Source organism: Streptosporangium amethystogenes subsp. fukuiense, assembly GCF_042665875.1.
Taxonomy (GTDB): Bacteria; Actinomycetota; Actinomycetes; order Streptosporangiales; family Streptosporangiaceae; genus Streptosporangium; species Streptosporangium fukuiense.
Genome location: NZ_JBHTEE010000001.1, coordinates 3,368,589 through 3,387,884, shown reverse-complemented (window position 1 = coordinate 3,387,884; position 19,296 = coordinate 3,368,589). Strand labels below are relative to the sequence as shown.

19 protein-coding genes are annotated in these 19,296 nt (G+C 69.3%); 17 read left to right on the top strand and 2 right to left on the bottom strand.

The window, feature by feature from the left end; translation table 11 throughout:
* The first annotated feature begins 118 nt into the window (after positions 1–118).
* The 16 genes from pgsA to ACFQVD_RS14730 all read left to right on the top strand — a co-directional run bounded on the left by pgsA (position 119) and on the right by ACFQVD_RS14730 (position 16,118).
* A complete protein-coding gene (gene pgsA, locus ACFQVD_RS14805; RefSeq protein ID WP_343965129.1) occupies positions 119–736 on the top strand; it encodes a phosphatidylinositol phosphate synthase in 618 nt (205 codons plus the stop codon).
* An 18-nt stretch (positions 737–754) separates the two neighbouring features.
* Complete coding sequence (locus tag ACFQVD_RS14800) at positions 755–1,669, top strand: phosphatidylinositol mannoside acyltransferase (RefSeq protein WP_343965127.1); 915 nt, start codon at positions 755–757, stop codon at positions 1,667–1,669.
* Positions 1,666–2,880 carry a glycosyltransferase family 4 protein gene (locus ACFQVD_RS14795; RefSeq protein ID WP_343965125.1) on the top strand — a complete coding sequence of 405 codons (1,215 nt, stop codon included), beginning with the start codon at positions 1,666–1,668 and terminating at the stop codon, positions 2,878–2,880. The genes ACFQVD_RS14800 and ACFQVD_RS14795 overlap by 4 nt, the downstream gene beginning before the upstream one ends.
* On the top strand, positions 2,877–3,416 hold the full coding sequence (locus ACFQVD_RS14790; protein WP_343965123.1) for a hypothetical protein: 540 nt from the start codon (positions 2,877–2,879) through the stop codon (positions 3,414–3,416). Before ACFQVD_RS14795 ends, ACFQVD_RS14790 begins: the two co-directional genes overlap by 4 nt.
* Before the next feature lie 81 nt (positions 3,417–3,497).
* Positions 3,498–4,508: a DUF3048 domain-containing protein gene (locus tag ACFQVD_RS14785; protein WP_343965121.1), complete on the top strand. Its 1,011-nt coding sequence runs from the start codon at positions 3,498–3,500 to the stop codon at positions 4,506–4,508.
* 148 nt (positions 4,509–4,656) lie between these two features.
* Positions 4,657–5,571, top strand: coding sequence for a pyridoxal 5'-phosphate synthase lyase subunit PdxS (pdxS, locus tag ACFQVD_RS14780; RefSeq protein WP_030919964.1), 915 nt, complete (start codon positions 4,657–4,659; stop codon positions 5,569–5,571).
* A 170-nt stretch (positions 5,572–5,741) separates the two neighbouring features.
* Positions 5,742–6,332: a pyridoxal 5'-phosphate synthase glutaminase subunit PdxT gene (pdxT, locus tag ACFQVD_RS14775; protein WP_343965118.1), complete on the top strand. Its 591-nt coding sequence runs from the start codon at positions 5,742–5,744 to the stop codon at positions 6,330–6,332.
* A gap of 3 nt (positions 6,333–6,335) precedes the next feature.
* Entirely contained in the window at positions 6,336–7,088 is a 753-nt protein-coding gene (locus ACFQVD_RS14770) for a YebC/PmpR family DNA-binding transcriptional regulator (RefSeq protein WP_326638806.1), read from the top strand.
* Positions 7,089–7,248: 160 nt separating this feature from the next.
* Entirely contained in the window at positions 7,249–7,836 is a 588-nt protein-coding gene (gene ruvC / locus ACFQVD_RS14765; RefSeq protein ID WP_037971696.1) for a crossover junction endodeoxyribonuclease RuvC, read from the top strand.
* Complete coding sequence (gene ruvA / locus ACFQVD_RS14760) at positions 7,833–8,453, top strand: Holliday junction branch migration protein RuvA (RefSeq protein WP_343965114.1); 621 nt, start codon at positions 7,833–7,835, stop codon at positions 8,451–8,453. Before ruvC ends, ruvA begins: the two co-directional genes overlap by 4 nt.
* A 73-nt stretch (positions 8,454–8,526) precedes the next feature.
* The gene (ruvB, locus tag ACFQVD_RS14755; RefSeq protein WP_343965112.1) at positions 8,527–9,585 is read left to right on the top strand and encodes a Holliday junction branch migration DNA helicase RuvB; all 1,059 of its coding nucleotides are present in this window, start codon (positions 8,527–8,529) and stop codon (positions 9,583–9,585) included.
* Positions 9,586–9,838: 253 nt separating this feature from the next.
* Positions 9,839–10,174 (top strand): preprotein translocase subunit YajC, encoded by a 336-nt coding sequence (yajC, locus tag ACFQVD_RS14750; RefSeq protein ID WP_386271309.1) that lies wholly within the window; start codon positions 9,839–9,841, stop codon positions 10,172–10,174.
* 79 nt (positions 10,175–10,253) lie between these two features.
* Positions 10,254–12,014 (top strand): protein translocase subunit SecD, encoded by a 1,761-nt coding sequence (gene secD / locus ACFQVD_RS14745; protein ID WP_343965108.1) that lies wholly within the window; start codon positions 10,254–10,256, stop codon positions 12,012–12,014.
* The gene (gene secF, locus ACFQVD_RS14740; protein WP_343965106.1) at positions 12,014–13,087 is read left to right on the top strand and encodes a protein translocase subunit SecF; all 1,074 of its coding nucleotides are present in this window, start codon (positions 12,014–12,016) and stop codon (positions 13,085–13,087) included. The genes secD and secF overlap by 1 nt, the downstream gene beginning before the upstream one ends.
* A 79-nt stretch (positions 13,088–13,166) precedes the next feature.
* A complete protein-coding gene (locus tag ACFQVD_RS14735) occupies positions 13,167–13,685 on the top strand; it encodes an adenine phosphoribosyltransferase (protein ID WP_343965104.1) in 519 nt (172 codons plus the stop codon).
* 237 nt (positions 13,686–13,922) lie between these two features.
* Positions 13,923–16,118 (top strand): RelA/SpoT family protein, encoded by a 2,196-nt coding sequence (locus ACFQVD_RS14730; RefSeq protein WP_343965102.1) that lies wholly within the window; start codon positions 13,923–13,925, stop codon positions 16,116–16,118.
* A 148-nt stretch (positions 16,119–16,266) separates the two neighbouring features.
* Here ACFQVD_RS14730 and ACFQVD_RS14725 read toward each other — a convergent pair whose 3' ends face one another.
* Positions 16,267–17,496, bottom strand: coding sequence for a DUF349 domain-containing protein (locus tag ACFQVD_RS14725; protein WP_343965100.1), 1,230 nt, complete (start codon positions 17,494–17,496; stop codon positions 16,267–16,269).
* A gap of 59 nt (positions 17,497–17,555) precedes the next feature.
* Positions 17,556–18,419, bottom strand: a complete 864-nt coding sequence (locus tag ACFQVD_RS14720; RefSeq protein ID WP_343965098.1) for a peptidylprolyl isomerase — start codon at positions 18,417–18,419, stop codon at positions 17,556–17,558.
* 147 nt (positions 18,420–18,566) lie between these two features.
* Here ACFQVD_RS14720 and ACFQVD_RS14715 point away from each other — a divergent pair, with 147 nt between their 5' ends.
* Complete coding sequence (locus ACFQVD_RS14715; RefSeq protein ID WP_343965096.1) at positions 18,567–19,295, top strand: MBL fold metallo-hydrolase; 729 nt, start codon at positions 18,567–18,569, stop codon at positions 19,293–19,295.
* Position 19,296 lies beyond the last annotated feature (1 nt).

Here is a 19,296-nt window from a genome sequence, read left to right as displayed (position 1 = left end):
AAGTCTGATCGCTAAGTGTCCGAGCCTCCTCCGGAGAGCTCCCGCCGTATCGGCAACGCCTTGCCACACGGCTCGCCGATGCGCGCTCGCAGGCCGGGTGGCCTACGATCGGAGCGCGATGCTGAAACTTCTGCGCCCCGCCGTCACCCGAGTCTTGACCCCGCTGGGCAGGGCACTCACCCGCCGCGGGATCAGTCCCAACGTGATCACCGCCGTGGGCACGCTCGGCACCGTCGCCGCCGCGCTGTTCTTCTACCCCCGGGGTCAGCTGTTCGTGGGCACGATGGTGATCACCTTCTTCGTGCTGGCCGACCTCCTCGACGGGGTCATGGCCAGGATGACGGGCGCGGGAAGCACCTGGGGCGCCTTCCTCGACTCCACGCTCGACAGGGTCGGCGACGCGGGAATCTTCTCCGGGCTGGTGTTCTGGTTCATCGTGAGCGATCAGCGGACGCTGGCGGGGGTCGCGCTGTTCTGCCTCGTCGCCGGAGCGGTGGTGTCCTACGTCAAGGCCAGGGCGGAGGCGCTGGGCATGACGTGCGACGTCGGGCTCGCCGAGCGGCCGGAGCGCCTGGTGGTGGGCCTGGTCTCGGCGGGCCTCGGCGGCCTCGGTGTGCCGTACATCCTGGCCGCGGGGCTCTGGCTGCTCGCCGCGGCCAGCGCGGTCACGGTCGGCCAGCGCCTGCTGCACGTGCGCCGGCAGGCCGTCCCCACCTCGCCCAGGCCCCTCCGCTGATCGGAAGTCGGAAAATCGATGACAGACAAGCCCTCCCCCCAGGACCGTCTCGTCGCGGCCGCGTTCGGTGCCGGATGGACGGTCGTGCCCCGTCTGCCCGAGCTGCTCACCGCCTGGGCCTTCCGCGCCGCCGCCGACCGGCTGTGGAAGCACCGGGGAAAGTCGGTGCTCCGGCTGGAGGCCAACCTCGCCAGGGTCAAGGGCACCTCGCCGGACGACCCGGCGATCCGGGAGCTCAGCCGCGACGGCATGCGCTCCTACTTCCGCTACTTCCACGAGGTCTTCCGGCTGCCTTCGATCTCCGTCGCCGAACTCGTCTCCCGGATGCACGTGATCGGTGTGGAGCCCGTCTACGAGAACCTCGCCGCGGGGCGCGGCGTGGTCCTCGCCCTGCCGCACATGGGCAACTGGGACCAGGCGGGTGCCTGGTTCGCCGGGACGGGACATCCCTTCACCACGGTCGCCGAGCGGCTCAAACCCGAGTCGCTGTTCCATCGCTACACCGCCTTCCGCGAGGGACTGGGCATGGAGGTGCTGCCGCTCACCGGTGGTGACGGCCACACCTTCGGCACCCTGGCGCAGCGCCTGCGCGCCGGGCTCCCGGTCGCCCTGCCCGCCGAGCGGGACCTGACCGCGAACGGTGTCGAGGTGCAGTTCTTCGGCTCGTCCACACGGATGCCCGCCGGTCCCGGCCTGCTGGCCGTGCACACCGGGGCCGCCCTCATCCCGGCGATCCCCTACTTCAGGGGGACCGGCTGGGGCCTGCAGTTCCACGAGGAGATCGCGATCCCGGCCGAGGGCACCAGGAAGGAGAAGGTGGCCGTCGTCACGCAGAGCCTCGCGGGCGTCTTCGAGAAGGGCATCGCCGAGCACCCCGAGGACTGGCACATGCTCCAGCGCCTCTGGCTCGAGGACCTGGAGCCCAGGGGATGAGGATCGGCATCGTCTGCCCCTACACGTGGGACGTGCCGGGCGGAGTCCAGGTGCACATCCGCGATCTCACGGAGGCGCTCACCGAGGAGGGCCACCATGTCTCGGTGATCGCCCCCGCCGCGGACAACGCCCCGCTGCCCCCGTACGTGACCTCGGCGGGCCGCGCGGTTCCGGTGCCCTTCAACGGGTCGGTGGCCAGGCTGTCGTTCGGGTTCCTGTCGGCGAACCGGGTGCGCCGCTGGGTGCGCGAGGGCGCCTTCGACGTGCTGCACGTGCACGAACCGGCCATCCCCTCGCTGGGACTGCTCGCCTGCTGGGTGGCCAGGGGGCCGATCGTGGCCACCTTCCACGCCTCGTACGGCAACTCCCGGTCCCTCTCGGTCACGGCCTCGGTGCTGATGAGCGCGCTGGAGAAGATCACCGGCCGGATCGCCGTGTCCGACGCGGCCAGGAAGACCCTGGTCGAGTTCATGGGCGGCGACGCCGTGCTCATTCCCAACGGGGTGACGGTCGACCGCTACGCCGAGGGCGAGCCGCTGCCCGGCTGGGACCAGGGCGAGGTGATCGGCTTTCTCGGCAGGATGGACGAGCCGCGCAAGGGCCTGCCGGTGCTGCTGGAGGCGTTCGTCCTGCTGGCCGCCGAGCGGCCGGCGCTGCGACTGCTCCTGGCCGGGCCGGGTGACGCCGCCGAGGTGCTGGAGCGCGTCCCGGCCGCCCTCCACGACCGGATCGGCCTGCTCGGCATGGTCAGCGAGGAGGACAAGGTGCGCGCATACCACACGGTCGACGTCTTCTGCGCGCCCAACCTGGGGGGCGAGAGCTTCGGCATCGTGCTGACCGAGGCGATGTCGGCCGGCGCGGCGATCCTGGCGAGCGACATCCCGGCCTTCCGCAAGGTGCTCGACGACGGCCAGGCGGGAGCGCTGTTCGAGACGGGCAACGCCGAGTCGCTCGCCCGCCGGGCCGCCGAACTGCTCGACGACCCCGCGCGCCGGGCCAGGCTGTCACAGGAGGCCCGCGCCGCCGTGCGGAAGTACGACTGGTCGACGGTCGCCCGTGACGTCCTGCGGGTCTACGAGACGGTGGCGAGCTCGGCCGGGGTCGAGGAGGACGCCGAGGGCGCTGAGGGCGCCGAGGGCACCGAGGGCGTGGGGAGTGACGAGGGCACGGTGACGAGCAGGGGCTGGGCCGAGGGGAACGACACGCCGTGACGACCACGCTGATCCTGGTGGTGGGCGCCGTCGTGGTGCTCTGCGCCGTCTACATCTCCTGGCGGGCGGGCCGGCTCGACCGGCTGCACATCCGGCTGGAGCTGGCCCGCGAGTCCCTGGACGCCGCCCTGGTGCGGCGGACCGCAGTCAGCCTGGAGCTGGCCGCCTCCCGGCTGCTGGACCCGGCGACGAGCCTGGTGCTGGCCGCGGCCGCCCACGAGGCCCGTACGGCGGGCCCCGAGGAGCGTGAGCACGCCGAGAGCGACCTGTCGCGCGCCCTGCGGGCCGTCGTCGACCAGGAGCGCTTCCGCGACCGGCTGGCCGACACCGCGGCGGGTTCCGAGCTGCTGGAGGAACTGGGGGCCGCGGTGGCCAAGGTCCTCTACTCCCGCCGGTTCTACAACAACGCGGTGGGCGTGACCCGCGCGGCGCAACGCCGCTGGCTGGCCCGCACGCTGCGGCTGGCCGGGCATACCGAGTATCCGGGCTTCTTCGAGATCGACGATGCGCCGCCGAAGGCGCTGGCCGCCGAATAAGCCGCACACAAACTGGAGTAACTGACAAGTCGGACACCGGTAGGCTCTTGGCGGTTTGTGGCTGACTTGAGGAGATGAATCGTGCGGGTTTCTCGGATGATCGCCGTCACGCTGGCGGGAGTCGCGGCTCTCGCGCCGGTCGCGGCCTGTTCCTCCGACAAGCCCGCGCCGGCGGGCAATCCGGTGGCGGGTGAGCCGAGTGCGGCTCCGACCCCCACGCCCGAGCCGACGCACCCCTTCACCGGGCTGCCGGGCGCGGCCCGCAGGCCGGTGCTCGCAGCGAAGATCGAGAACACCTCGGCGGGCAAACCGCAGCTCGGCCTCAAAAGCGCGGACATCGTCTACATCGAGCAGGTCGAGGCGGGCCTGACCCGGCTGATGGCGATCTTCTCCTCCAAGATCCCGGCCAAGATCGGCCCGGTTCGCAGCGCCCGCATCTCCGACCTGCACATCGTCCCGCAGTTCGGCAGGCCCGCCTTCGCCTACTCGGGCGCGCAGACCAAGATGCTCCCCCTCATCGCCGAGGCGTCGCTGTTCGACGTCTCCGACAGCCGGGCGCCGGGCGCCTATTTCCGGCAGGAAGGACGCTTCGCCCCCTACAACCTGTTCGCCAACACCAGGCAGCTGCTGACCGAGGCGCCCAAGGCGAGCAGGGCCAAGGACATCGGACTCACCTTCGGCGACGCCCCCGAGGGCGGCGTGCCGCGGAAGGCGTACAGCGTGAAGTACCCGGCGGCCCGTTTCACCTTCGCCTGGTCGCAGGCGGCGGGCAAGTGGCTGATCTGGCAGGACGGCAAGAAGGACATGGCGGCCGAGGGCGGTCAGCTCGGCGCGCCCACGATCGTCGTGCAGTACACCAAGACGGAGCGCTCGGAGTTTCACGACAAGAACCAGAGCTACACGCCGCTGGTGCACAGCACGGGCAAGGGCAGGGCGATCGTGCTCCGCGACGGGCAGGCGTTCAAGGCCCGCTGGTCACGGGAGACGGAGAAGGACGGCACCGTCTTCACCACGGAGACGGGGGAGCCGATGAACTTCGCTCCCGGTCAGGTCTGGATCGCGCTGGCCTCCGCCAAACCCGTCATTCCCTGACGCGCGAGTGCTACATGATGTTCAAGAAGATCAGCTAAGAACGACAAGACGGCGTGTAGGGGGCATCCTGCCCAGCGCCTACGATGGAAGCGTAGTGGCCGTCCGGCGCGGGCGGCCCGTGATCCGCAGCCGTCGTGAGGTAGAGACCGTGTCCAGCAGCACGCCCGAAGTCAGCGATACCACCGTCACCGGAACCGCCCGGGTCAAGCGCGGCATGGCAGAGATGCTCAAGGGCGGCGTCATCATGGACGTCGTCAACGCCGAGCAGGCCAAGATCGCCGAGGACGCCGGTGCCGTGGCCGTCATGGCCCTCGAACGGGTACCCGCCGACATCCGCGCCCAGGGCGGCGTCTCCAGGATGAGCGACCCCGACATGATCGACGGCATCATCGCCGCCGTCTCGATCCCGGTCATGGCCAAGGCGCGCATCGGCCACTTCGTCGAGGCCCGGGTGCTCCAGTCGCTCGGGGTCGACTACATCGACGAGTCCGAGGTGCTCACCCCGGCCGACTACGCCAACCACATCGACAAGTGGCAGTTCACCGTGCCCTTCGTCTGTGGCGCGACCAACCTGGGCGAGGCGCTGCGCCGCATCACCGAGGGCGCGGCGATGATCCGCTCCAAGGGTGAGGCGGGCACCGGCGACGTCTCCAACGCCACCACCCACATGCGCAAGATCAGGGGCGAGATCAAGCGCCTGACCTCGTTGCCCGCCGACGAGCTCTATGTCGCGGCCAAGGAGCTCCAGGCGCCGTACGAGTTGGTGGCCGAGGTCGCCAAGACCGGCAAGCTGCCGGTCGTGCTGTTCACCGCCGGTGGCATCGCCACCCCGGCCGACGCCGCGATGATGATGCAGCTCGGCGCCGAGGGCGTGTTCGTCGGCTCGGGCATCTTCAAGTCCGGCAACCCCGCCGAGCGCGCCGCCGCGATCGTCAAGGCCACCACCTTCCACGACGACCCCGACGTCATCGCGAAGGTCTCCCGTGGTCTGGGCGAGGCCATGGTCGGCATCAACGTCGACGACATCCCGGCCCCGCACCGGCTGGCCGAGCGCGGCTGGTAGCGGAACCCAGGGAAACCGGCGGAGAGGCGGCCTCCTCGACGGAGGCCGCCTCTCTGGCGGTAGAAGGGCCGGCCAGGAAGGCCCAAGGCTGGCTATGAACCAGTTTGGGGTGATCTGGGAGGTGGCCATACCCTAAAAAGGCTGTTTCATTTCCAGGGGAAGGACCATTGGTGACCATCGTCCCCACGATCGGCGTGTTCGCGCTCCAAGGCGACGTGCGTGAGCACGTGCGCGCGCTGGAGGCCGTGGGCGCCAGAGCGGTCGCGGTACGGCGCCCCCACGAGCTGGAGGCGGTCGACGGCCTCGTCATCCCGGGCGGCGAGTCCACCACGATGTGGAAGCTCGCCGAGACCTTTGAACTGCTCGAACCGCTCCGGATGCGGATCAAGGCGGGTATGCCCGCCTATGGCTCCTGCGCCGGCATGATCATGCTGGCGGACCGGATCGAGGGCGGCATCGAGGGCCAGCAGACGATCGGCGGCATCGACATGGTCGTCCGGCGCAACGCCTTCGGCCGCCAGGTCGACTCCTTCGAGGCCGACATCGACTTCGCCGGCCGCGGTGCCATGCGGGCGGTCTTCATTCGCGCCCCCTGGGTGGAATCCGTGGGTTCGGGGGTCGAAGTGCTGGCGTTGGCCGAACCTGGAGATAGGATCGTCGCGGTCCGTCAAGGACCGCTGCTCGCCACATCCTTCCACCCGGAGATTACCGGGGATGTTGGTGTGCATTCATATTTCGCTGAGATGGTGAGGGAGCTCTAGGGGATGTCCGGCCACTCCAAATGGGCGACGACGAAGCACAAGAAGGCGGCGCTTGACTCCAAGCGCGGCAAGCTGTTCGCCAAGCTCATCAAGAACATCGAGGTCGCGGCACGGACGGGCGGCCCCGATCCGGACGGCAACCCGACGCTGTACGACGCCATCACCAAGGCGCGCAAGAGCTCGGTTCCGATCGACAACATCGAGCGCGCCCGCAAGCGCGGTGGCGGCCTGGAGGCCGGCGGCGCCGACTGGCAGACCATCATGTACGAGGGCTACGCCCCCGGCGGCGTCGCGGTGCTGATCGAGTGCCTCACCGACAACCGCAACCGGGCGGCCTCCGAGGTCCGTGTCGCGCTGACCCGCAACGGCGGTTCGCTGGCCGACCCGGGTTCGGTGTCCTACATGTTCAACCGCAAGGGCGTCGTGCTCGTCCCCAAGGGCGAGCTGGGTGAGGACGACGTGCTGACCGCGGTCCTCGACGCGGGCGCCGAGGAGGTCAACGACCTGGGGGACCAGTTCGAGGTCGTCTCCGAGGCCACCGACCTCGTGCCGGTCCGCAAGGCCCTGCAGGAGGCCGGGATCGACTACGACTCGGCCGAGTCCGGCTTCATGCCGACGATGAACGTCCCGCTCGACGAGGACGGCGCCCGCAAGGTCTTCAGGCTGATCGACGCCCTTGAGGACAGTGACGACGTGCAGAACGTCTGGGCCAACTTCGACGTCTCCGACGAGGTCATGGAGAAGCTCGACGCGTGATCTCGCGCTCGGCGTTCCCGTCGCGGAACTCCGGGCGGTGACCGCCGCTGACACTTCCCGCGGGCCCCGCGAGGGCCGTGCGCGACGTGCTCCCAGGCGGTAGAGTCTGGCACCGAACAGGTGTTCGGTGAGCGGAGGCGTGCCGGTGCGATTGCCCGAACTGCGGGTCATGGGGGTCGATCCCGGGCTTACCCGATGCGGGCTCGGCGCCGTCGAGGGGAGACCGGGCGCGCCGCTGAGCCTGGTCAAGGTCGGGGTGGTCCGAACCCCCGCCGACGACGAGATCGGCGCCCGGCTGGTGGCGATCGAGGCCGGCATAGAGCAGTGGCTCGACGAGCTCGAACCCGACGCGGTGGCCGTGGAACGGGTCTTCGCCCAGCACAACCTCAGGACGGTGATGGGCACCGCGCAGGCCTCCGCCGTGGCGATCCTGTGCGCCTCCCGCAGGGGGCTGCCGGTCGCCCTGCACACGCCGTCCGAGGTCAAGGCGGCGATCACCGGCAGCGGCACGGCCGACAAGCAGCAGGTCGGCACGATGGTGACCCGGCTGCTGCGGCTGGACGCCATGCCCAAGCCCGCCGACGCCGCCGACGCGCTCGCCCTCGCGATCTGCCACGTGTGGCGGGGCGGAGCCCAGAGCAGGCTGGCCGAGGCCGCGGCGAAGGCCGCGAGCGGCCCCGGCACGACCGCCGCGGCCTACTTCCGCGGCCGGGGCAGGGCCGGATACCCGAGAGGAACCACGAAGTGATCGCCTCGGTGCGAGGACAGGTGACCGTGATCGCCCCCGACGGGGCGGTCGTCGAGGTGGGCGGGGTGGGAGTGCTCGTGCACTGCACGCCGGGCACGCTGGCGACGCTCAGAACAGGCGAGGAGGCCCGGCTGGCCACCTCGCTGGTGGTCCGCGAGGAGTCGCTGACGCTGTTCGGCTTCGCCACCGACGACGAGCGCGGGATCTTCGAGATGCTGCAGACGGCCAACGGGGTCGGCCCCAAGGTCGCCCTGGCGATGCTGGCCGTGCACACCCCCAACGCGCTCAGGGTGGCCGTGGCCACCGCCGACGTCAAGGCGCTGACCAGGGTCCCCGGGGTGGGCCCGAAAGGCGCCCAGCGGATCATCGTCGATCTCAAGGGCAAGCTCGGCACGCCCGAGGAGGCGGTCAACGCCGCGCTCAACGGCCGCGCCGCCGCGCCCGTCTGGCGCAATCAGGTCCACTCCGGCCTGGTCGGCCTGGGTTACTCGGTACGGGACGCGGACGAGGCGGTCGCCGCCGTCGAGCCCCGGGCCGAGGCCGAACTGGCCGAGGGCCGCACCCCGCAGGTGGCGGCGCTGCTCAAGGCGGCACTCAGCGCGCTGAGCACGCGATGAGAGGCTCGACGGCGAAGGCGCGGCGGCCGGAGCGTGGGCGCCTCCGCCGTACGGTGAGCGGAGGTGGGACGGCGTGAGTTTCGAACGGGATCTGGTGTCGCCGGACGCCGAGGGCGACGAGAGGAACATCGAGGCGGCGCTGCGGCCCAAGCGGCTCGATGAGTTCATCGGCCAGGCACGGGTGCGCGAGCAGTTGTCCCTGGTGCTGCAGAGCGCGCTGCGGCGCAACCGGCCGCCGGACCACGTGCTGATGAGCGGCGGTCCCGGGCTGGGCAAGACGACCCTCTCCATGATCATTGCGACCGAGCTCTCCGTGCCGCTCCGGATCACCTCGGGGCCCGCGCTCGAGCGGGCCGGTGACCTCGCGGCGATCCTGTCGACCCTCTCGGAGGGCGAGGTCCTGTTCATCGACGAGATCCACCGCATGGCCAGGCCCGCCGAGGAGATGCTCTATCTGGCGATGGAGGACTTCCGCGTCGACATCGTGGTGGGCAAGGGGCCGGGGGCGACCGCGATCCCGCTGGAGATCGCCCCGTTCACCCTGGTCGGGGCCACCACCAGGGCCGGCATGCTTCCCGCGCCGCTGCGTGACCGCTTCGGCTTCGTCGCGCACATGGACTTCTACGGGGTCGCCGAACTGGAGGAGGTGCTGCACCGCTCCTCGCGCCTGCTGGGCGTGACGCTGCCGGACGACGCCGCCACCGAGATCGCCGGCCGCTCGCGGGGTACGCCCCGTATCGCCAACCGCCTGCTGCGCAGGGTCCGCGACTTCGCCGAGGTGCGCGCGGAAGGCGTCATCACCAGGGACGTCGCCTCCGCCGCGCTCAACCTCTACGAGGTCGACGCCGAGGGGCTCGACAGGCTCGACCGGGCGGTGCTCGGAGCGCTGCTGCGCAAGTTCGGCGGTGGCCCGGTGGGGCTGTCGACGCTGGCGGTCGCGGTGGGGGAGGAGCCGGAGACGGTCGAGGTGGTCGCCGAGCCGTTCCTGGTGCGGCAGGGCCTGCTGGCCCGCACCCCCCGTGGCCGGGTCGCGACCGCCGCGGCCTGGACCCATCTGGGGCTGGTGCCCCCGCCGGACGCCTTCGGTGCCTCGCTTCTCATCGATCTTGGGGATGATGCCGAGCAAATCTAGCGTTGTGCATCGGTAGGGGAGACGTACAAGGTTGATCACAGATAGATGACAACTGTATCGAAATGGGAACTTCCCTGCGTGCCGAATCGTGACTTCGTTGCCGTGCTTCTAACAACTCGCCTAAACTCCGAGCCTTGGCTGGCTGTGTAGGCTGACGTGCTGAGCGGCATGGTCGTATATGACGTCCGGTTTCACGCCGGTCATTCTCAAGAGAAGGAGCGGCCCTGTGGGCGGCAGCTATTCAAGTCTGATCATGATCGCTCTCATGGTCGTGGTTTTCTACTTCCTGCTGATCCGGCCGCAGCGTAAGCGGCAGCAGGAGCAGGTCAAGATGCAGAACAGCCTCGCGCCGGGCACCGGTGTCATGACCACGACGGGTCTTTTCGGGACCGTGGTGGCCATCGACGCCGACGACGTGATCCTGGAGATCGCCCCCGGCGTGGAGACCCGCTGGGTGAAGGCGGCGATCGGCCGCGTCCTGGTTCCCGTCGACGATGTGGAGGAGGATGTCAAGCCCGCCGACCACGACGTCGCGGAGACCGCCGAGCAGCAGAGCGAAGAGCGCGACTCGGCGAGCAAGAAACTGTGAGTAGGTTCACCACCAATCCCCTATAACCGAAAGTCGACCAGTGGCCCGACCGACCAGCGGCCAGAGCAAACCGGGGCGCATGCTCCTGCTGCTTCTGGCGATCATTCTCGCCATGGGAGGGGTGATGCTCCTCAACAAGGCGTACACCCCGGAATATGGCCTCGACCTCGCCGGCGGCACGACAGTGACGCTGCAGCCCATCACCCCGAACGGAAGCGCTCCCTCCCAGGAGAGTCTCGACCTGGCGGTGAACATCATCCGCGAGCGGGTGAACGGCAGCGGCATCTCCGACGCCGAGGTCGCCAAGTCCGGTGACAACATCGTCATCTCCGTCCCCGGAGTTGGCCAGGAGGAAGTCGTCAAGCTGGTCGGCACCACTGCGGAACTGCGGTTCCGCCAGGTGCTGGCGATCGGGGCCGGATCGCCTCCGCCCCCCGGAGAGCTGGCTACCCAGGCGCCGACGCCGTCTCCCTCGCCCACCACCTCCGGGGGCAAGGGGACCAGGGCGCCCAGGCCCACCGACTCCGCGGCGCCGAAGCCGTCCGCGACGGCCGCCCCCGACACGAACACCTCGCCCGCCGGGCGCGCCCTGTCGTCGGGGCTGCTCAAGCCAAGCCCGGGAGCCGGCTCCGAGTCCTCTACGGAGCCTGCTCAACCCGGCGACCAGTCTTCCAAGCCGGGTAACGGCAGCGCCGCGCCGACGGCCCCGCCGACAGCCCCGCCGACGGCGGCCGACGATCCCATGGCGGGCGTCGACCCCACCGGGATCGACCCGGCGGCCCTCAAGGAGTTCCAGACGCTCGACTGCGCCAAGCAGACGAACCGAGGGGCTCAGGACGCGCCGGACAAGCAGTACGTGGGCTGCAGCACCGACGGCAGCACCAAGTTCATCCTCGACAAGGCGGCCGTGACCGGCACCTCGATCGACAGCGCGTCCTCGGGCGTCGACCAGACCACCGGCGAGTGGCTCGTCCAGCTCTCCTTCAAGGGCCAGGGCCCCGACCAGTGGTCGAAGGTCACCACCACCGCCTTCAACTCGCAGGCCCCCCGCAACCAGATCGCCATGGTCCTCGACGGCATGGTCATCTCCGCGCCCGTCATCCAGGAGCCGATCACCGGCGGCCGTGCGCAGATCTCCGGCAACTTCACCCAGGTGAGCGCCGACGAGCTGGCCAACCAGCTCAAGTACGGCGCACTTCCGCTGAAGTTCGAGAAGAGCTCCATCGACGAGGTCTCCTCCACCCTGGGCGCCGACCAACTGCGCGGCGGCCTCATCGCTGGCGCGATCGGCCTGCTGCTGGTCGTGATCTACTCGATGCTCTACTACCGGGGCCTGGGCGTCGTCTCGGTGCTGAGCCTCCTGGTGGCGACGATCGTTACCTACCAGTCGGTGGTGCTGCTCGGCGCGTTCGCCGGCTTCCGCCTCTCGCTGCCGCACATCATCGGTCTGATCGTCTCGATCGGTATCACCGCCGACTCGTTCATCGTCTACTTCGAACGTATCCGTGACGAGATGAAGGAAGGCCGCCGTTCGCTGCGCACGGCGATCGAGGTCGCCTGGGTCCGGGCCCGGCGGACGATCCTCATCGCGGACGCCGTCATGTTCATCGCCGCCGTGGTGCTCTACTTCCTGGCGGTCGGCGGTGTGGCCGGGTTCGCCTTCGCGATGGGCCTGACCACGCTCATCGACATCGCGGTGGTGTTCATGTTCACCAAGCCGTTCGTCGCGATGCTGGCGAGGCTGAAGTTCTTCGCCAAGGGGCACAAGCTCTCCGGTCTCGACGCCGAGCGCATGAGCGAGACCGTCACCGCTCCCAAGTCCGCTCCGCAGGAGGCCTGATGTCCGGCATCGCGCGCCGGCTGTACCGGGGCGAGGTCAACGTCGACTTCGTCGGCCGCAGGAAGCTTTGGTACAGCCTCTCTGTAATCCTGCTGGTGATCTCCATCGCCGGTCTGGTCTTCAACGGCCTCAACCTGGGCGTGGAGTTCAAGGGCGGGTCCGTCTTCTCCTTCAAGGCCCCGGCGTCCGTCAACATCGAGCAGGTGCGCGGCACGTTCACCGATGCCGGTGTGCACCAGGTCATCGCGCAGACGACCCAGAACGGCTGGCGGGTCACCACGGAGAGCCTCCCGGCAGAGCAGGTCACCGCGGTCCAGAAGGCGGTGGCGAGCGAGTTCAAGCTGCCGCAGAACGAGGTCAACCTGCAGGTGATCGGTGCCTCGTGGGGCGGCCAGGTGGCCAACAAGGCCGTCATCGGACTGATCGTCTTCATGCTGGCGATCATCCTGTACCTGACGATGGCCTTCGAGTGGAAGATGGCGCTGTCGGCCGTCGTGGCGCTGCTGCACGACCTGGTGATCACCGCCGGTGTCTACGCCTGGTCCGGCTTCGAGGTCACCCCGGCGACCCTGCTGGGCTTCCTGACCATCCTCGGGTACTCGCTGTACGACGCCGTGGTCGTCTTCGACATGATCAAGGAGGTCACCGCCAAGCTCGGCACGACCTCCAAGATGACCTACACCGAGGCCGCCAACAACGCGCTGAACCACACGCTGATCCGGTCGCTGAACACCACCCTGGTGGCGATCCTGCCGGTCGCGGCGATCCTCTTCATCGGCACCACGCTGTTCGGCGCCGGTACCCTGAAGGACCTGTCGCTGGCCCTGTTCGTCGGCATGATCGTCGGAACCTACTCCTCGCTGTGCGTCGCGACGCCACTGCTGGTCACGCTGAAGGAGCGCGAGCCGCGCTACCAGGCGATCGCCCGCAGGCTCGCCGCCCACGGGGGTGGCTCCGGGGGCAGGACGACGCGTCAGCCGGTCACCGCCGGAGCGTCCAACGGGACCGTCAACGGGACCGCCAACGTGGCCAACGGGGCCGCGGCCGGCGGCGACAAACGCAAGAAGAAGTAAGCTCCGAGCAGTTCGCGCCTCCGCTCCCTGCCCAGGGGGCGGAGGCGTTTTCCTTCCCCCTCCCCAAGGAGTGCCGACCATGACCGAGCTGAGCAGGCTGATCCTCGATCGCATCCGTGACGTGCCCGACTACCCGCAGCCCGGGGTGATGTTCAAGGACATCACCCCGCTGCTCGCCGACCCGGTGGCGTTCGCCGCGGTGACCAGGGCGCTGGCCGGGCTGTACGAGGTGGACAAGATCGTTGGAATCGAGGCGCGGGGGTTCATCCTGGCCGCCCCGGTCGCCTGCCAGGCGGGCGCGGGCTTCGTCCCGGTACGGAAGAAAGGCAAACTGCCCGCTGAGACGCTTGAGGCGTCCTACGATCTGGAGTACGGCTCCGCCATCATCGAGGTTCACCGGGACGCCTTCATCCCCGGAGAGCGCGTTCTCATCGTCGACGACGTGCTCGCCACGGGAGGAACGGCGCGCGCGGCGGTGGAGCTGGTCCGCGAGGCGGGCGCCGAGGTCGTCGGCCTCGCCGTGCTCATGGAGCTGGCCTTCCTCAAGGGTCGCGAGCGCCTGACGGACGTCGAGTTGCACGCTCTCGTCGTCGTTTGATCGACCCCGCGGACAAAAGCACACAACCCTGTCTGGATACACTGAGGGATCTGGACTCGAACGTGAGGAGTCTGAGTGCCCCGTGATGTGGTCGTCCCCGACACGACCGCCAACGGTGGCGGTCCCGAGATGGCCGTCCCAGCAGGCGACGCCGGTTCCGCCATGTCCGGAGCCGCCGAGGAGAAGCCGGCGGTAAGGCGAAGGCTCGCACGTTTTGGGGGGCAATGGGGTGGCGGCATGAATCCGGTTCTGGAGCCGCTGTTCCGCACGGTCCGCGCCACCCATCCGAAGGCGGATCTGCGGCTCATCGAGCGCGCCTACGACGTGGCGGCCTATCACCACCGCGACCAGAAGCGCAAAAGCGGTGACCCGTACATCACCCACCCGCTGGCGGTGGCGACGATCCTGGCCGAGCTCGGCACCGACGACGAGACGCTGTGCGCCGCGCTGCTGCACGACACCGTCGAGGACACCGCGTACGGCCTGGACGAGCTGCGCTCGGACTTCGGCGACAACATCGCGCTGCTGGTCGACGGCGTCACCAAGCTCGACAAGGTCAAGTTCGGCGCCGCGGCCGAGGCCGAGACCGTACGCAAGATGGTCGTGGCGATGTCCCGGGACATCCGGGTGTTGGTGATCAAGCTCGCCGACCGGCTGCACAACATGCGCACCATGCGCTACCTGCCCGAGCACAAGCGGCACCAGAAGTCCCGCGAGACGCTGGAGATCTTCGCGCCGCTCGCCCACCGGCTGGGCATGAACACCATCAAGTGGGAGCTGGAGGACCTCGCGTTCGCCATGCTCTACCCCAAGCGCTACGACGAGATCGCCCGGATGGTCTCGGAACGGGCCCCGCGCAGGGACCTGTTCCTGCAGGAGGTCATCGAGAAGGTCTCCGGCGACCTGCGCGACGCCAAGATCCGCGCGGCCGTCAAGGGCCGTCCCAAGCACTACTACTCCGTCTACCAGAAGATGATCGCCAGGGACGTCGCCTTCGACGACATCTACGACCTGGTCGGCATCCGGGTGCTGGTCGACACGGTCCGCGACTGCTACGCGGCGCTCGGAACGATTCACGCGCGATGGAATCCGGTGCCCGGCCGGTTCAAGGACTACATCGCGATGCCCAAGTTCAACATGTACCAGTCGTTGCACACCACGGTCATCGGCCCGGAGGGCAAGCCGGTGGAGCTGCAGATCCGCACCCACGGGATGCACCACAGGGCCGAGTACGGTGTGGCGGCGCACTGGAAGTACAAGGAGGACATGACCACCTCCGGTCCTCCGGGGGCGAAGTTGAAGCCCGCCAGCGACATGGCGTGGCTGCGGCAGCTCCTCGACTGGCAGAAGGAGACCGCCGATCCGGGAGAGTTCCTGGAGTCGCTCAGGTTCGACCTGTCGGTCTCGGAGGTCTACGTCTTCACGCCCCGAGGCCAGGTCATCGCCCTGCCCGAGAACGCGACGCCCGTCGACTTCGCCTACGCCGTGCACACCGAGGTGGGGCACCGTTGCATCGGGGCCAGGGTCAACGGCCGCCTGGTGCCCCTGGAGTCGCGGCTGGGCAACGGTGACACAGTGGAGATCTTCACCTCCAAGTCGCCCGACGCGGGCCCCTCGCGTGACTGGCTGAAGTTCGTCAAGTCGGGACGGGCCCGTAACAAGATCCGGCAGTGGTTCTCCAAGGAGCGCCGCGAGACCGCGATCGAGGCGGGCAAGGAGGCGATCGGCCGCGCCATGCGCAAGCAGGGCCTGCCGCTGCAGCGCCTGATGTCCGGAGAGTCCCTCCTGGTCCTCGCCAGGGAGCTGCGCTACCCGGACGTCTCCGCGCTCTACGCGGCCGTGGGAGAGGGCCACATCGCCGCGCAGGCGGTCGTGCAGAAGCTCGTGACCTCCATCGGAGGAGTGGACGGCGCGGAAGAGGACATCGCCGAGGTCTCCGTGCCGACCAAGCTGCGCGGTCGTCCCCGGGGCAGTGGCGGCGCCGGAGTGGTCGTCGCGGGCGACTCCGACGTCTGGGTCCGCCTGTCGCGATGCTGCACTCCCGTGCCGGGCGATGAGATCGTCGGTTTCGTCACCCGCGGGCATGGCGTGTCGGTGCACCGCACCAACTGTCCCAACATGGATCAGCTCAAGTCCGAGCCCGACCGCCTGGTCGAGGTCGCCTGGTCCGCCGCGGACGACTCGGTGTTCCTGGTCGCGCTGCAGGTCGAGGCGCTCGACCGGCCGCGCCTGCTCTCGGATGTGACCCGCACGCTCTCCGACCAGCACGTCAACATCCTGTCGGCGTCGGTGACGACGTCCAGGGACAGGGTGGCGATCAGCAAGTTCACCTTCGAGATGGGCGACCCCAAGCATCTGGGGCACGTCCTGAAGGCCGTCCGCAACATCCAGGGCGTCTACGACGTCTACCGGGTCAGCGGCGCCGGTTCCTGAGCGTCGGGCGCGCCCTCGGACCCTCTCCGAGCCGGGGGCGGCGCCGACGCCTCATCACGAACGACAGGGCCGCGGAGGGCTCCCCGGTATGGGAGCCCTCCGCGGCCCTGTCGGTCCTTCAGATCGCGTCAGCCGCCCGCGGAAGGGGTCAGGAGAACTCGGCGAGCGTGCGCTCGGCCTCCTCCAGCCAGGAACGGCGGGCGGCCAGGGCCTCCTCGGCGTCCTTGACGTCCTTGTCCCTGCCCGCGTCCCTGGCCTTGGTCAGGCGGCCCTCCAACTGCGCGATCGACTTGCGCAGCTGGTCGACCGTGTTCTGGGCACGGGCGCGCGCCTCGGGGTTGGAGCGCTTCCACTCCGCCTCCTCGGCCTTGCGGACCGCGTCGTCGATCTTGCGCAGGCCGCCCTCCAGCCGGTCGCGCTGTTCGCGTGGGACCGGGCCCGCGGCCTCCCAGCGCTCCAGGATGCCGCGCAGGGCGTTCCTGGCCGCACGGACGTCGGTGACCGGGAGGATCTTCTCGGCCTCGGTCAGGAGTTGCTCCTTGGCCTCGGCGTTGGCCGCCAGCGAGGCGTCGCGCTCGGCGAAGACGGCCGAACGCGCCTGGAAGAACTGGTCCTGGGCGCCCTTGAAACGGCCCCAGAGCTCGTCCTCGACCTCCCGGGAGGCCCGGCCGGCGGACTTCCACTCCTGCATCAGCTCGCGGTAGGCAGACGCGGTGGCACCCCAGTCGGTGGACGAGGCCAGCGCCTCGGCCTCGGCCACGATGCGCTCCTTGGTGGAGCGCACGCCCTCGCGCTGCTCGTCCAGCCCGGCGAAATAGGCCTTGCGCCGCTTGGCGAAGGCCGTGCGGGCCGCCGACAGGCGCTTCCACAGCGCCGCCTCGGTCACCCGGTCGATGCGCTCGGCGGCCTTCCACTCATCGATCAGCTGGCGCAGCCGCTCGCCACCGGTCTTCCAGTGGGTGGTGTCGTCGGCGATGCGCTCGGCCTCGGCGACGATCCGCTCCTTGACGCCCTTGGCCTCGGCCCTGGCCACGTCACGAGCGGCCTTGACCTCCTCCCGGCGCTGGGCGACCAGCTCCGTGAGGGTGTTGAGGCGGTTCAGCAGCGCGTCGAGGTCACCGACCGCGTGCGCGTCGGTGATCGCCTCGCGGAGCTTGACGATGGTCGCCTCCGCCTGGGCGGGCGGCAGGTCAGTGCCGCGGAGCCGCTGTTCGAGCAGGGTGACCTGCCCGGCCAGCTCGTCGAACTTGCGATGGAAGTAGGCGAGTGCCTCTTCCGGTTCGCCGGCCTGCCAGGACCCGACGGCCCGTTCTCCCTCAGCCGTACGTACGTAGACGGTGCCGTCGTCGTCTACCCGGCCCCACGGGTCGGTGCTCACCGTGTCCTCCCGCACTTTCATCAGCCTTTCGGGACTTACCGCCCCTTGTATGTATTACGTCAGCTCTTGCTGGACATTGTCACGTCTTTGATTTCGAGGGTTTCCTTCGGTGCCCCGGTGCCGTCAGGCCCCGGAGTGATGACGCCCGCCTTGTTCACCTTGTCGAGGATCTCCAGGCCCTTGGTGACCGTACCGAAGGGGGTGTAGTCCGGCGTCAGCGGGGCGTCGCCGTACACGAGGAAGAACTGGCTGCCGTTGGTGTCGGGACCGCTGTTGGCCATGGCCACGACGCCGCGGGTGTACTTGGCGCCCTCCAGGTTCTCGTTGACGAAGCGGTAGCCGGGGCCACCCTGACCGTCGGTGGGGTTCTTGCCGTCGGCCTTGGCCAGCGGGTCGCCGCACTGCAACATCGGGAACTGGTCGGAGCCCAGCCGGTGACACTTGGAACCGTCAAAGTACTTCTTCTGCGCCAGGAAGGCGAAGGAGTTGACGGTGCACGGAGTCTTGTCGGCCGACACCTCGATGACGATGTCGCCCTGGTTGGTCTTCAGGGTCATCGTCGTGGGAGTCTTGTCGACCTTCGCCGGAGGCAGGCCCACGTTCTTGGTCGTGCCGCCTTCCGAGGCGACGTAGCCGCAGGTTCCGCTGGCCGCGTCGAAGGCCGTCGGCTGCGTGCCGGCCGCGGAGGCCGTCTCCGAGGGGTTCCCCGAGGGCGCCGGATCGGCGGTCGCCGTCGTGTCGGAACCCCCGAACACGCTGGTCGCGACGATCACACCCGCCACAGCCAGCACACCGACCACACTGGTGCCGATGAGTGCGATGCGCTTGGCCCTGGCGACCTTGGCCTCACGTTCGACGCGTCGCTTCATCTGCCGCTCGTAGTGCTCGCGCGCCAACTGCTTCTGGCGCTCCCTGCCGCTCACCGCTTCGCCCTCCCGAGTGCCGAGTCGTACTTAATGAGGTGGGCGAATCGTATCGGCCAATGGGTAATGGTTCGCAGCCCGCCGACCCGCACCGGTACCCTTCGGTTACATTCCCATCCGCATTCTTGACGAGATCAGCTGAGGCAGATGCTCATCGCCGGCTTTCCCGCAGGGTCCTTCCAGACCAACTGTTACGTCGTCGCTCCCGCCGCGGGCGAGGAGTGCGTGGTCGTCGATCCCGGCCAGAACGCCGTCGGCGACCTCGATGACCTGCTGCGCGAGCACCGGCTCAAACCGGTCGCGGTGCTGGTCACCCACGGGCACCTCGACCACATGTGGTCGGTGGCCCCGGTCTGCGGCGCGCGTGACGTCCCCGCGTGGATCCATCCCGAAGACCGCGAGCTGCTGTCCGATCCCGGCAAGGGGATGTCGCTGTCCGCGAAACAGCAGCTGTTCGGGGGACTGACCTTCACCGAGCCGGACGACGTGCGCGAGCTCGCGGACGGCGAGGTGCTGCGGCTGGCGGGCCTGGAGCTCACCGTCGACCACACCCCCGGCCATACCAGGGGGTCGGTGACCTTCAGGTTGCCCAGCACCGAGGAGATCCCCGACGTGCTGTTCTCGGGCGACCTGCTCTTCGCCGGCTCCATCGGCCGCACAGATCTTCCAGGCGGCGACTACCCGACCATCCTGCGCAGCCTGGCGGCCAAGTGCCTGCCGCTGCCGGCGGACACGGTGGTGCTGCCCGGCCACGGACCACAGACCACGATCGGCCAAGAGCGTGCCACCAACCCGTATCTCGCGGAGGCGGAGCAGGCCGCGGGCGCAGGCCCCGCGGGTCTCAGGCACGACCGCGGCCCCGGCAGGGGACTTTAGA

Bases quoted from the DNA above. Each gene is read 5' to 3' on its own strand.
- pgsA (WP_343965129.1), top strand. From the start codon at position 119: ATGCTGAAACTTCTGCGCCCCGCCGTCACCCGAGTCTTGACCCCGCTG.
- ACFQVD_RS14800 (WP_343965127.1), top strand. From the start codon at position 755: ATGACAGACAAGCCCTCCCCCCAGGACCGTCTCGTCGCGGCCGCGTTC.
- ACFQVD_RS14795 (WP_343965125.1), top strand. From the start codon at position 1,666: ATGAGGATCGGCATCGTCTGCCCCTACACGTGGGACGTGCCGGGCGGA.
- ACFQVD_RS14770 (WP_326638806.1), top strand. From the start codon at position 6,336: ATGTCCGGCCACTCCAAATGGGCGACGACGAAGCACAAGAAGGCGGCG.
- yajC (WP_386271309.1), top strand. From the start codon at position 9,839: ATGATCGCTCTCATGGTCGTGGTTTTCTACTTCCTGCTGATCCGGCCG.
- secD (WP_343965108.1), top strand. From the start codon at position 10,254: ATGCTCCTGCTGCTTCTGGCGATCATTCTCGCCATGGGAGGGGTGATG.
- secF (WP_343965106.1), top strand. From the start codon at position 12,014: ATGTCCGGCATCGCGCGCCGGCTGTACCGGGGCGAGGTCAACGTCGAC.
- ACFQVD_RS14735 (WP_343965104.1), top strand. From the start codon at position 13,167: ATGACCGAGCTGAGCAGGCTGATCCTCGATCGCATCCGTGACGTGCCC.
- ACFQVD_RS14730 (WP_343965102.1), top strand. From the start codon at position 13,923: ATGAATCCGGTTCTGGAGCCGCTGTTCCGCACGGTCCGCGCCACCCAT.
- ACFQVD_RS14715 (WP_343965096.1), top strand. From the start codon at position 18,567: ATGCTCATCGCCGGCTTTCCCGCAGGGTCCTTCCAGACCAACTGTTAC.